Below are 13,637 nucleotides of genomic sequence, written 5' to 3'. Positions count from 1 at the left end.
GGCGCCGCCCCCGGCATCGTGCCCGCGGCGCCGCGACCCAGCGCCGCCGACACGGCGGCAGCCCGGGACGCGGTACGGCAGGCCGCCGCCCGACGGCCGGCGCGCGCCACCGAACAGGTGGTCCAGGTGCAGATCGGGCGGCTCGAGGTGACCGCGTCGCCGACGGGTGACGGCCCGCGGCGGCCGCCCTCGAGGGAACGCGCCGGGGCGGCCCTGAGCCTCACCGAGTACCTGGCCCGGGGGCGCGAGTGAACCACGAACAGGGATCAGCAGGCCGAGAGGAACCGAGGAACCGACGTCATGAGCAACGCACTTGCCATCGCCCATGTCACCCAGGCCCTCGCGCTGCTGATCGAGAACAACGTGGGGCCGGAGTTCGGCGAGGCCGTCAAGGTCGAGCCGCGCAAGCCGCCCGCCGATCCGCAGCTGGACCAGCCCACGATCTCGGTGTTCCTCTACCAGGTCACCCCGGACACCTCGCGGCGCAACAACGACCTGCCGACCCGGGCGTCCGACGGCACCCTGGTCAGACGGCCCGCCGCCGCGCTCGACCTGCACTATCTGATCAGCGCGTACGGCGACGAGAAGGAACTGGTCGGCCAGCGGCTGATCGGTTCCGTGGTGCGCACGCTGCACGAGATACCGGTGCTGCCGAAGGACGTCATCGAACAGGCCGGTGAGCGGCCGTACCTGGCGGGCAGCGACCTGGCCGAGGCCGCGCAGCGGGTCCGCTTCTCGCCCACGGTGATGGACATCGACGAGACGTCCAAGCTGTGGGGGATGCTCTACCAGACGCCCTACACCCTGTCGGTCGTCTACCAGGCGGCCCTCGTCCTCATCGACGGCCGCGAGGGCCCGGTGCCGGGGAAGCCGGTGGAACGGCCCGAGGTGCGGGTGCTGCCGTTCGGGGCACCGGGGGCGCCGGTCCCGCCGGGGGCGGAACCGGCATCGTCCGGTGTGTCCGGCCGGGCCGAGGTCGAGGCCGAGGTCGAGGTCGAGCAGGACGGCTCGGAGGCGAGCACCGAGAAGCCCGCGAAAGCGCCGGCGAAGGCCCCTGCGAAGGCGCCCGCGAAGGCGGTGGCCAAGACCGGCGCGAAGGCTCCGGCACGGGCCCGTAAGTCCACGGCACGGACCGGCAGGCCGGCGCGGCCGCAGCCCCGGAAGGGCACTCAGCGCGGCTCCGGCGACGACGGCGCGGAGAAGTGAGACCGCATGGAGACGAGGGGGGCAGGTGAGGACGTGGGGACGTACGGGCACGGGACGACGCTGACCGCGGAGATCCGGCGCGTCCTGGCTCGCGTCGACGCACACGCGGCACGGTCCACCGACAGGGAGTCCACCAGCAGGGAGTCCACCGGGGCGGACGTACCCGGCGCCGACGTGGTCACCGTCGAGGGGCCCGCGACCGCCCCCCTCGACGCCCTGGTCACCTGCTTCGGCCTGACCTCCTTCGAACGCGACCTCGTACTCCTCGCCGCCGCCCACGAGCTGGAACCGACGGCGGCTCCCCGGTGCGCCGCGGCGGCCGGTGACCCCGAGCGGGCGTACCCCACCTTCTCGCTCGCCCTCGCCGCGCTCGCGGAACCGCACTGGAGCGCGCTCACCCCCATCGCGCCGCTCAGGCGCTGGCGGATCACCGAACTGGACGACGAGTCACGGCTGACCACCTCGCGGCTGCGGCTCGACGAGCGCGTCCTGCACTTCCTGCTGGGCTCGCCGTATCTGGACGCCCGACTGCACGGGCAGCTGCGCCGCACCCCGGTGCCGGACGCGCTGCCGCCGGCCTACGACCTGGCGGCGACCCGGCTCGCCGAGGGCTGGACGAACGGGGCCGAGACGCCGTTGGTCGAGCTGACCGGGGGCGATCTGCGCAGCCGGTCCGACATCGCCGCCGCGGCGGCCGCCCGCTCGGGGCTCGGGACATACGCGATGAGCGCGGAGGACATCCCGACCGGCCCCGTCGACCGGGACCGGCTCGCCCGGCTGTGGCAGCGCGAGGCGATCCTGCTGCCGGCCGCGCTGCTCGTCGAGGCGGGCGACCTGGACCGCGACCAGCGGGCGGCGACCGACTCGTTCCTGGCCGGGGCGGCCGTACCGGTGGTGGTGTCGAGCGAGGACCCGCTGCGGTCGGAACGGCCCTACGGAGCGCGGGTGAGCGTGCCCCGGCTCGACGACGAGGAACAACTGGCCGTATGGGCGGGCGCGTTCGGGGAGACCGACCTGGACGAGAGTGAACTGCGGGCGCTGGTCGCCCAGTTCCAGCTGCCGCCGCACGTGGTACGGAACGCGGCCGCCACGGTACGGCGCCGGCTCCCGCACGAGGATGCCCCGGACGCCGCCAGACTCGCCTGGCGGGCCGGGCTCGACGAGGCCCGCATCGGCATGGACGAGCTGGGGCGGCGTGTCGAACCGCAGGCCGGCTGGGACGACCTGGTGCTGCACGAACGGCAGACCGGCGTCCTGCGCGAGATCGTCGCGCACGTACGGCAGCGGGCAACCGTCCACCAGGAGTGGGGCTTCGCGTCCACCCTGCGCCGCGGCCTCGGTGTGACGGCCATGTTCGCGGGCGGCTCCGGCACGGGCAAGACCCTGGCGGCCGAGGTCATGGCGAAGGAACTCGGCCTGGACCTCTTCGTCATCGACCTCTCCCAGGTCGTCAGCAAGTACATCGGCGAGACCGAGAAGAACCTCCGCCGGGTCTTCGACGCCGCCGAACGCGGCGGCGCGCTGCTGCTGTTCGACGAGGCCGACGCGCTGTTCGGCAAGCGCAGCGAGGTCAAGGACAGCCACGACCGGTACGCCAACCTGGAGGTCAGCTATCTGCTGATGCGGATGGAGGCCTACCGGGGCCTGGCCGTCCTCACCACCAACATGAAGAGCGCCCTCGACACGGCGTTCCTGCGGCGCATCCGCTTCGTCGTCGACTTCCCCTTCCCGGGCGAGCCGGAGCGGGCCGAGATCTGGCGCCGGGTGCTGCCGCCGCAGGCCCCGGTGAAGGGCATCGACGCCGGGCTGCTCGCCCAGCTCACGGTGGCCGGTGGCTCGATCCGCAACATCGCCTTGTCCGGGGCGTTCCTCGCCGCCGAGGAGGGCGACCGGCTGCAGATGCGGCACATGCTCGCCGCGGCCCGCACCGAGTACCTGAAGCTGGAGCGCTCCCTGACGCCGACGGAGGTCCGCGGATGGGTGTGAACTCCTCGCCGGAGCCCTCGGCGATCAGAGTGGAGATCGGCGAGCTGGTCCTTGGCGGCTTCCGCGCCGACCCGGAGCGCGTCTCGGCCGCGTTCGAGACCGAACTGACCCGGCTGGTACGGCTGCACGGCGTCCCGTTGGCGGCGAAGGGTCCGCTCGCCGTCGACGCGCTGTCCGGCCTGCCGCCCCTGCCCGCCGGAGTGTCCGCCCGCCGCCTCGGCCAGGAGCTGGCCCGGGTCGTGCACGAGGGGCTCAGCGGCCACGGGGAGGTCAGCCGATGAGCGGTTCCCGGACCCAGGACGCGGGCGCGGAGCAGGCGGCCGAGCAGCGCCGCCGCAAGCGCAGGGAGAGGGCCGCCAAGTCCCGTACCCCGGAGCCGAAGAACATCGTCAGCGGCGCCGGACAGCCCCTCGACCCGGGCCTGCGCCGGGAGCTGGAGGAACAGTTCGGCCACGACCTCGGCCGGGTACGGCTGCACACCGGCCGCGACGCCGGGCAGCTGACCGAACTCCTCGGCGCGGACGCGGTCGCCGTCGGCCAGGACATCCTCTTCCGCGAGGGCGCCTTCAAACCGGGCACCGACGAGGGCCGGCGCCTGCTCGCCCATGAACTCCAGCACACGGTGCAGAACCCGCACGGCCTGGGCGCGCTGCGGGCGGGGCGCGAACTCGGCGCGGTGAGCCTGCCGCAGCAGGCGATCGAGCGGGAGGCGGAGACGGCGGCGCAGGCGGTCGTACGGGAGGAGACCGCACCGCAGGTCGAGGAGGGGCAGGCCACCCCCGGCTGGCTGCGATACGCCACGGTGGACGCCGACCGGCAGCGCGCCGAGGCGATCGATCCGGCGACCCTCGTCGACCGGCTCGCCAACTCGCTCGTACGCTCACTGCGCGGCGACCCCGAGGACCTCTCCCAGCGCACCCGCAGGCAACTGGCCGGACTGCCAGCCGAGTTGCTCGACAGCGTTCTCGCCCGGCTGGAGGGCCGGCTGCTCGCCCCGGAGCACGACCGGGTCCTCGACCTCGTCGACGACATCGAGGCGTACGACGACTTCGCCGACGACCGCGTGGAGCGCGACACGCACGACGCCCCCGAGACCGAGCCGGACACGTCGGAGCGGGTGCGCTCGGAGCGGGACAGCGCACGGCGCCGGACCCAGGAGGACCGGGCCGACCAGGAGCGGCCGGCGAGCGCACCCGGTCCGGAGAAGGAGCGGGCCGAGCGGCAAGGTGCCCCCGGAAGCACGCCCCTGAACGGCGGCACCCGTGAGCAGCAGCTGACCCGGTCCGAGGAGCGTGCCCGGCGTGAGCGGGCCGCGTCCGAGGCCCGGGACCGGCGCCCGCAGCCGGGGGCCGAGGCGCGCGGGGGCGGGGCTTTGGCGGCTGGGGTGCGTGACGAGACCCCGGCGGCCGCGGCGGGGCAGCAGCCGCGGGACACGGCGGCCGCCGTACCGGAGGAGGCTTCGGCCGCCCCGCCGCAGGAGGCGCCCCAGGAGGCGGGTGCGGAGGCCGGCGAACAGACGGCACAGACTCAGGAAGGCGGTCAGGGCGGACCGGACCCCCAGCAGGAGGCCGCTGGTCAGCAGGGTGTCCCCGTCGCCGGTGCGGAGGAGTCCGCCGCGCGGAACCGGCCCGGTGCCGCCGAGCAGTTCGCCGCCGGCCGGCAGATCCCCGAGGCGGACAAGCGGGGCCCGGACCGGCCGACGGGCACGCCCGCGCCCGGCACGGACATCCCGCTGCCCACACCGTCGAGCCGCCTGGACGGCGTACGGAGCCAGGACCTCGACGGACCTGAGGAGACGGCCGACGACGAGGGCGCCCTCTCCGACAGCACGTCGGAGGTGGAGGTCGGCGGTGCCGAACCCAGCGCCTGGGACGTCGTGCTCCAGCCGGAGGACTTCCTGCCGGACCAGGATCCCGACGTGTCCGGGGTGCCGACGGCGGACCAGGGAGCGGACGCGGCCCTTCCGTCCTTCCCGGCACCGCCGCCGACCAAGGCCGACCAGGTGCAGGCGGAGCGCGACGCGGAGGACGCCGAGGACGCGGCGGCGGAAGCCGATGTCGAGGACGACACCGTGGAAACGCCGGCCCCCGAGTCCGCGCCCGCGCCCGAGGCCGTGGGCGGGCCCGGTGACACCCTGCTCGCCGGCCTGGAACCGGACGAGAAGGCCACCGGGCTGCCCGACATCGGTTCCGTCTCGAAGGACCCGAAGAGTGCCGACGATCCGAAGGCCGGACCCGTCACCGCGCAGACCACGGTGCAGCAGGCTCCCGGTGCCCAGCAGACGGCGAAGCCGGACGGGGCCGCGCAGGAGAACGCGGCCAAGGAGGAGAAGGGCGCCCCGGCCGCGGGGGAGCGGGGCGGGGCCGCGCAGGAGAAGGGCTCACCGCAGGCGGTGGGCGGTACGGCCGCCGCGCCGCAGACCGCCGGGAGCCCGCAGGAGCAGCAGACCGGTGCCGCCCCGGCGGCCGAAAGCGAGCCCAAGGCCGACGCCACGGCACCCCCGGCCGCCCGGGACTCGCAGATCACCGGGGGCTCCAACGCCGACCGGCCCGGCAGCGCCACCAGCGGCGCGCAGAGCGGGGCGGCAGCGGAGCCGGACCGCGCCACGCCCGCACAGCCCGTACCGGCACGGGCGGTAGCGCCCGCTCCCGCGCCGGCGCCCAAGCCGAAGGCGGCTGAGCCCGCATCCGCCGCACAGGCCGCCGAGGACGCGGTCGGCGCCGCCCCGCAGCCGGAACAGGCGCCCGCGACCGCCGCGCCGACGGCATCCGCCTCCAGCGCACCGCCTGCCGCCGGCGTCGCGAGCAAGCCCGCCGGCAAGGGCAAGGGGAAGAAGGACTCGGCACCGGCTCCGAACCTCTCCCAGGTCTCGCCCGAGGCGGGCCTGAGCACGGCCGCCACCCTCAAGCCCCACAAGGCCCTTGCGGCGATGGGCGGGGTGAGCGGCTCGGTCGACCGCAGCGTGGGCGACGAGCACAAGCAACTCGCCGCCGCGCCGCCGTCCATGCAGCGCCCGGCCGGCGCCCCGCAGACCCTGGAGGGCAGGCCGAAGACGGACGCCCCCGCCCGGTACTCGCAGGACCCGGCGCAGAAGTCGCAGGCTCCGCAGCAGGAGAACGCCCAGGTCACCGGTGCGAAGGAGCCCGAGGGGCAGATCGAGGCGGAGAAGGCGGAGGAGCCCAGCGGCTGGCAGACCTTCAAGATGGCGCTGGGCTTCGGCATCGGCTGGCTCGCCGAGAAGCTCGGCTTCAAGGTCGACAAGCAGGAACTGGCCGCCAAGTTCGCCGGGCTGCCCACCAAGGACGAGGCCCTGAAGCAGGCCCAGGCGGGCAACGCGCCCGGCGTGCAGATGCAGGGTGCGGCCCAGCAGACGTCCGACGAGCAGGGCGCCGCCGTCGACACGAAGGGCCAGGACACGGTCGGCACGGCACGTGACGACTCCGGCCGCGGGATGGGCGAGGACCAGGTCTATCCGGACGCTCCTCAGGAGGAGCTGAAGGGCAAGGTGCCCGGCGCGGACGGAGCGCAGGGCGCAGCCGCCGTGCCCGGCGGGGCAGCCACGGGTGCCGTCCCCCCGGACGCGGCGTCCGCGGTGGCCGAGCACGACAAGGGCCCGGAGTTCCAGGCGGCGTTCGGCCAGGGCCAGAAAGGCATGTCCACCAGTCGCCAGACCAAGGACAAGGACTTCCGCGACTCGCAGGCCAAGCACCGGCAGCAGGTCGACGGAGAGATCGGCAAGAACACCGAGGACCAGGCGGGGCAGCGGACGAAGGCCCTGGACGAGGTCACCGCGCAACGGCAGGACTGGCGCAAGGAGCAGGACCAGTCGCTCAAGAAGCTCCGGGACAAGAAGAGCGACCGCGCGGACAAGGTCCGCAAGGACGTCCAGGACCACGAGAAGAAGACCGACGACGACGTCACCCAGCAGAAGACCGACAGCGACAAGCAGATCAAGGACAAGGGCGACCAGGCCGAGACGGACGCGAAGGGCAAGGCGGACAGCGCGGCACAGGACTCGGGCAACTGGCTCACGAAGGCCTTCGACTGGATCAAGCAGAAGGTCATCGAGATCAAGAACGCGATCGTCAAGATCATTCGAGACGCGCGTGACGCGGTCGTCAACTTCATCAAGAACTTCAAGGACACCGTCGAACGCTGGATCAACGAGGCGCGCAAGTTCATCGTCGACGCGATCAAGAACCTGATCGACGACCTGATCGAGTTCGCCGTGGAGATGGTCCGGGAGATCATCGAACTGGCGGCTCGGATACGGAAGTTCGTCACCGACCTGATCGCGGCGGCGATCGCCTTCGTCACCCGGCTCGCGGCGCAGCTCAGGCAGATCGTGACCGACCTGCTCAACCAGCTGGCCAAGATGCTCAGCGACATCCTGAACATCCTCAAGAAGATGCTCATGGACGTCATCAAGTCGATCATCGACGCGGTCAAGACGATCCTCGACTACGCCTCCAAACTCCTGGGCGCGCTCGGCGAGTTCATGATGGTCGCGGTCGACTTCCTGGACGACCCGGGCGGCTGGCTGAGCGGTGCGAAGAACTCGGCGGTCGACGGTGCGAAGCACCACCTGTTCCGCGAGGTGCAGTCCGCGGTCAAGCAGTGGTTCCAGGAGAAGATCCAGGAGATCATCGGCGTACCGAAGGCGATCATCGAGAAGCTCATCAAGGGCGGCTTCTCCCTGGAACGGATCGTGAAGGAGACCTGGGACGCGGTCGTTCCCCAACTCCCCTTCATCATCGGTGAGATCGTCATCACCAAGGTCGTCGCGAAGCTGATCCCCGGCGCGGGCTGGGTGATGGCCGTGATCGACGCGATCCGCACGGCCATCGGCGCCCTGGGCGCGATCCTGCGGGCCATGGGCGCGGTCCTGTCCTGGCTGCTCGCGGTCCGCCAGGGTGGCGCGGGCCTGCTGTTCGCCAAGGCGGTCGCGGCCGGCATCGTCGCCCTGCTCGAACTCGCCTACCAGTACCTGCTCGACGCCGTCGGCAAGTACGTCGCCAAGGTGGGCCGCCGCCTGAAGGGCATAGCGGCCAAGCTCGGCCGCGGCGGCCGGGAGGGCGGGGGCGCGGGCAGGCGCCCGGCCGGGGGTGCGGAGGACGAGGGCGCGCCACGCGGCGGCGACCGCCCGACGGAGCAGACCCCGACGACGACGCGCCCCCGGGACACGACCACGACCTCGAACCGCCCGAAGGCCGACACGGACACCCCGACCCGCCCGAGGCCCGCGGAACCGGCCGGCACCACCCGCCCCAAGGGCCGCCCCACCGACAAGCCCTCCGCCGAGCCGGACACCCGCCCCACGCCGGCGGCGAAGGCCAAGCCGAAGCCGGAGCCCCGCCCCAGGCCGAAGCCCGAGCCGGAGACGAAGCCGAGGCCCACGGACGAAAAGGACCCGACCAAACCGAAGGACTCCGCCCCGGAAAAGCCGAAGGAAGAGACCCCCCAGCGTCCGAAGGACGCCGAGGAGACGCCGGCCACGAAGAAGCCCGAGGAGACCGAGGGCGACGGCAAACCGGGCAGGCCAGGGCCGGACAAGGACGCCGACGCGCCCAGGAAGCCGAGGGGCGACAGGGGCGAGGACCCGAAGCGGCCCAAGCGCGACGAGGACGACCCGAAGAAGCCGAGGAACGGCAAGGACGAGGACCCGAAGCGACCGAAGCGTGACGCGGACGACCCGAAGAAGCCGAAGCGAAAGCTGGAGGAGGACGGCCCGGACCGCCGCAGGCCCGAGCACGAGAAGGACGGCCCCGGCAGGCGCAGGCCCAAGCACGAGAAAGACGGCCCGGGAAGGCCCAAGCCCAGGCGCAGCAAGAGGAAGAGGAAGCAGGAGGAGGATCAGACCGGACCGAAGCAGAAGCGCCTCAACAACGCCGTGGAGCGGATCAGGAAGATCCTCACCACTTTGCTCAAACCCGGACTGCCGCGCCCCGTGCACCTCGCTGTTCTCGCCGGCTTGCGGCGGTGGTACCGCCTCACGTCGCTGGAGAGGCGGGCGACGAAACGGGACGCGTTCGAGGTGTGGGCGAAGGTCAACCCCGAGGACAGGGTGATCGACGGTTTCCCGGACACGCTCAACGACTACCTCAACAAATGGGACCTGCCCCGTCCCGAGATCACTCCGACCCCGCAGAACGCCGTGGCACCGGGACCGGACACCAACGCGCGCTACATCAACCCTGAGTACGCGAGGGCGTTCGGCAGGCCGCCGAGCGGGCAGTTCACCTATGGATTCCCCTACCTCGAGAACGTGTACAAGCACACCAGCGACCCGCCGCAGTGGGACCGGATGCACCTCATCCCCCGGGAGGTTGGCGGGCCGGCAAAGACGTCGAACTTCGTTCCCGCCAGGAACGATGACAACGCGGCGTTCTACCGCACGATCGAGAAGTACGCGGCGCAGGCCTTCGGTGAGAAGAACGAGGACGAGCCGCCGATTCCGGGCTGGTACAGAATCCAGCTGGCGCGCTACTCGGGACCCAGTCCCGCGAGCCTGCCCTACCCGTACGGGCAGTATCCGAGGGGTTTCCCCGAGACGATCGAGGCCGAATGGGGTCTGTACCGCAAGCGGGGAGAAGGATCCGGCAGAGACAGGTCGGACTGGATGAAGCTTCCGGCCCAGCAGCGTGCCACGAAACACTTCAACCCACCGCCTTCGACCGCGGCCAAGGATCTCAACCCGGTGAACGTCAACAGGGATTCCGAGGCGGATGTGAAACGCGCCTTCGGCAGGGTGACGAAGTTGTTCATGGAAGCGTTCATGAAGGTACGGGGAGAGGCTGCTCCCGGCACCAACGCGTTTAATGACATCGACGACATACGCAGGAAGTTGTCGATGTTCAAATCGCAGAACGGGAAGAGTCTCTACTCGCTGGAGAGGACCACGACCGAAATAGAGGAGCGTTTCAAGCAGGGGTTCTTCACCTTCCAGTAGCCCGTACCATCCAGGAAAGGCCCATGGTCATGACCGACCTCACCGACAACGAACGGCGGCACGCAGCAGCACTGGCGGCCATCCGGGAGAGCCCGTACCTCAATGCCCGCTGTGGAAGCACCGCGGAGATCGCCGAGCCCCTTGAGGACCTACTGCCTCTCTACGAACACAACGAGGACTGGGACGAAGTCCAATTGGACGAGGGCATGCCGAGTTGTGCCCTGCGGTTCACCGACCTCGGTGCACAGTGGGTAACCACCGGCGGCCTGCCGGAGTTGTACGGGGAATACCGGCTCCTGCACTTCTACGATGTTTTCGAACAGGAGGACGGGCCCGCGTCGATGCCCGACGCGACGGATTTCCAGCGGCAGTTCCTCTCGGAACTGCGCAGCTTCGACACCACGCCGCGTTCCGGGGCGGGAATGATGTCCTTCATCCGGATGCAGTCGAACACCAGCCCGCTGGAGATCTGGTACCAGGACATCGCGGACATCGGTGGGGACCCTTACCCGTCGGGTTTCCTGAAAATGGACATCACGTATTGCCGGTATCTCGATGCCCTTCTGCTGACCAAGGGAACCTACGGCTGGCAGTACCTCTATACGGACATGTCGCTGGGCGGCAGTGGCCATCGGAGCACGGTCGGTTACCTGCAGCGCATGCTGCAGGTCTTCCCGGAGATCTTCCCTCAGCACGACTACCGCGAATTGCGTGAGCGGCTGGAGGCCCGCCTGTGACCCGCTACGCAGACATCCCCAAACCCATCCGCTCCGGAATAGTCGTCGTCGCCCCCGACACCGGTACCCCCCAGCGCATCATCGTGCTGCAGTTCAACCCGGACACCCTGGAGCGCAGCATCGCGCCCCAGTCGGCCGGTGACAGCAGTGACGCGGGAGCCGGAGGCACCGGCAGCGGGGACAAGAACGAGGCCCTGCGCCTCAAGGGCCCCGCCCAGGAGACCTGGAAGTTCACCGCCGAGATCGACGCCACCGACCAGCTGGAGATCGCGGCGCCCGACGGGATCCATCCGCAGCTCGCCACCCTCGAGATGCTCGTGCAGCCGACCACCGCGCAGCTGCGGGCCGCGAGCCGGCTCGCGCAGAACGGGACCATCGAGATCAGCCCGATCGAGATGCCGTTGACGCTGTTCACCTGGGGGAGCAAGCGGGTCATGCCCGTGCGGCTCACCGAGCTGTCGGTCAACGAGTCCGCCTTCGACGTGAACCTCAACCCGATCCGGGCCTCGATCGGCATCGGCATGAAGATCCTCACGGTCAGCGACCTGCCCGCCGGGCATCGTGGCGCCGACCTCTACATGGCCCACCTCGCACAGAAGGAGCGGCTCGCCGCCGCCGCGCGGGGCGGGAGTCTCGGGGCGCTCGGGCTGCCGGGCGCGGACGTACTGAGCGGAAGGGGCTGAGAGCCGAGCCATGGCCGACATCGAGTCGTACGAGAGTGCGCTGGGCGCGATACCGGGGTCCCATCCGTATCCGCGCACCAGCCGGTACCACGATGCCGAGATCGGGGTGTACCGGCAGGACGACGGAACCGAAGTGCGGTACGCCAAACGGCGGTTGCTGCCCCCGCTCGACGTACAGGAGACGCGGGACCACGTCGTCGGCGCCGGCGAGCGCCCCGATCTGCTCGCGCAGCGCTACTTCGGCGACCCCGGCCAGTGGTGGCGCATCGCCGACGCCAACCCGGTCCTCGACCCACGGGAGTTGACGGAGGAAGCCGGGCGGGTCGTCGAGATCCCCGAGCCCGGAGGGCACCGGCGTGTCTGAACAGCCCGTGGGGCAGGGCCCCGTCCACATCACGCTCCTCATGGGGCCGAAGCTCGCCCGGCCGGTCCCGGCCGAGGTCACCGAGGCCCTGCTGTCCGCGCAGATCACGGCGACCGCGGGGGAGCGCAGCGGCTTCCAGCTCGCTTTCGACCTCACCAAGAACGGGCTGATCAACCAGCGGCTGCTGCCCGAAGGGTTCTTCGACCCCAAGACCCGGCTCATCGTCACCGTCAGCGTCCGCGGCACCACCGACGTCCTCTTCGACGGGCTGGTCGTACGCCAGGAGGTCGGCGCCAGCAACCAGCCCGGCCACTCCACCCTCACCGTCACCGGCGAGGACCTCACCCTCCTCATGGACCTGGAGGAGCGGACCGCCCGCTATCCCAACCTCCCGCCCTCCGAGCGCGTGCTGGCCATCCTGCGCCGCTACTCCGACTACGGCATCCGGCCCGACGTCTACGCGGAGAAGATCACCCAGCCACCCCACCAGGACCTGCGCGTCCCCTACCAGACCGGCACCGACCTGCAGTACGTCACCGACCTGGCCCAGGCCAACGGCTACACCTTCTACCTGGAGCCCGGTCCCGACCCCGGCCGGTCCTCGGCCCGTTGGGGACCCGAGGTCCGTCTCGGCATCCGCCAGCACGCCCTCAACGTCAACATGGACGCCAACACCACCGTGGACCAGCTGACGTTCGCCTACGACGGAACGGCCCGGGAGGAGCCGCAGGCCCGCTGGCAGGACCCGGGGACCCGGCAGTCCACCCTCCTTCCCCAGCCGCCGATCAGCCCGCTGCGCCCGCCGCTCGGCCGACGGCCCACCCCCGCCCTCAAGCGCAGGACCCTGGCCGGCACCGCCAAGCAGCAGCGTGAGCAGGCCGAGGCCGAACTCCTCGCCCGCGCCGCCGTCTCCGCCGACGTCGTCTCCGGCTCCGGCTCCCTCGACGTCAACCGGCACGGCTACCTCCTGCAGCCCCGCCAACTGGTCGGCGTGCGCGGCTCGGGACGGGCGTACGACGGCGACTACTACGTCAAGTCCGTGACGCACATCCTGCGCCCGGGCTCGTTCCAGCAGAACTTCACCCTCTCCCGGGAGGGCCTGGAAGCCCGCAGCGACCGCGTCCGGCCGTAACACCACACCACTCAGGAGCAGTTCAGCATGGCGGCAGCCAACAATCGCCACCTCGGCAAGTTCCGCGGCCGGGTCATCGACAACAACGACCCGCTGCGCATCGGCCGGATCACCGTCGAGGTGCCGGACGTGCTCGGCGACGAGCCGTCGACCTGGGCGCTGCCCTGCCTCCCCTTCACGGGACCGCAGTCGGGGCAGTTCGTGGTGCCGCCGCCCGGTTCCGGTGTGTGGGTGGAGTTCGAGCAGGGGGACCCCAGTTTCCCCGTGTGGACGGGGTGTTGGTACGGCTCCGCCGACGAGTTGCCGCCGGACGCGCGGCGCGCGTTGCAGGCGAACTCTCCCAGCAAGCCGGTCGTCGTGCAGACACCGGGCGCGCACAAGATCGTGATGGCCGACACCGCCGGTACCGACCAGGGGATCCTGCTCCAGGCCCAGGGCGGCGCGTACATCCGCATCACCAGGGAAGCCGTGGTGATCGCCACCGGCGCCGGCGCCGAAATCGTGCTGCGCGGCGACCAGGTCACCATCAACGAGGGCCAGTTGACCGTGCTCTCGAAGCGATAGAAGACGGGGGACGAAG

9 protein-coding genes and 1 pseudogene are annotated in these 13,637 nt (G+C 71.3%); all 10 read left to right on the top strand.

The window, feature by feature from the left end; translation table 11 throughout:
* Positions 1–252: pseudogene (locus AB0D59_RS28590) on the top strand (hypothetical protein); the annotation flags it as partial.
* Between the two features lie 48 nt (positions 253–300).
* Positions 301–1,206 (top strand): DUF4255 domain-containing protein, encoded by a 906-nt coding sequence (locus AB0D59_RS28585; protein WP_362571123.1) that lies wholly within the window; start codon positions 301–303, stop codon positions 1,204–1,206.
* A gap of 6 nt (positions 1,207–1,212) precedes the next feature.
* The gene (locus AB0D59_RS28580) at positions 1,213–3,192 is read left to right on the top strand and encodes an ATP-binding protein (RefSeq protein ID WP_362571120.1); all 1,980 of its coding nucleotides are present in this window, start codon (positions 1,213–1,215) and stop codon (positions 3,190–3,192) included.
* Complete coding sequence (locus AB0D59_RS28575) at positions 3,183–3,473, top strand: hypothetical protein (RefSeq protein ID WP_362571117.1); 291 nt, start codon at positions 3,183–3,185, stop codon at positions 3,471–3,473. Before AB0D59_RS28580 ends, AB0D59_RS28575 begins: the two co-directional genes overlap by 10 nt.
* Positions 3,470–10,141, top strand: coding sequence for a DUF4157 domain-containing protein (locus AB0D59_RS28570; protein WP_362571114.1), 6,672 nt, complete (start codon positions 3,470–3,472; stop codon positions 10,139–10,141). The genes AB0D59_RS28575 and AB0D59_RS28570 overlap by 4 nt, the downstream gene beginning before the upstream one ends.
* A 29-nt stretch (positions 10,142–10,170) precedes the next feature.
* A complete protein-coding gene (locus tag AB0D59_RS28565; RefSeq protein WP_362571112.1) occupies positions 10,171–10,878 on the top strand; it encodes a hypothetical protein in 708 nt (235 codons plus the stop codon).
* Entirely contained in the window at positions 10,875–11,561 is a 687-nt protein-coding gene (locus tag AB0D59_RS28560; protein WP_362571109.1) for a hypothetical protein, read from the top strand. Before AB0D59_RS28565 ends, AB0D59_RS28560 begins: the two co-directional genes overlap by 4 nt.
* A gap of 10 nt (positions 11,562–11,571) precedes the next feature.
* Positions 11,572–11,925, top strand: a complete 354-nt coding sequence (locus tag AB0D59_RS28555; protein ID WP_362571106.1) for a hypothetical protein — start codon at positions 11,572–11,574, stop codon at positions 11,923–11,925.
* The gene (locus AB0D59_RS28550) at positions 11,918–13,057 is read left to right on the top strand and encodes a hypothetical protein (protein ID WP_362571103.1); all 1,140 of its coding nucleotides are present in this window, start codon (positions 11,918–11,920) and stop codon (positions 13,055–13,057) included. The genes AB0D59_RS28555 and AB0D59_RS28550 overlap by 8 nt, the downstream gene beginning before the upstream one ends.
* 27 nt (positions 13,058–13,084) lie before the next feature.
* Entirely contained in the window at positions 13,085–13,621 is a 537-nt protein-coding gene (locus AB0D59_RS28545) for a phage baseplate assembly protein V (RefSeq protein ID WP_362571100.1), read from the top strand.
* Positions 13,622–13,637: the final 16 nt, after the last annotated feature.

The organism is Streptomyces sp. NPDC048417 (genome assembly GCF_040651615.1).
In the GTDB taxonomy this organism is placed as follows: Bacteria; Actinomycetota; Actinomycetes; order Streptomycetales; family Streptomycetaceae; genus Streptomyces.
Note: the sequence above shows the minus strand (reverse complement) of the source record. Positions and strands in the feature narration are given on the sequence as shown.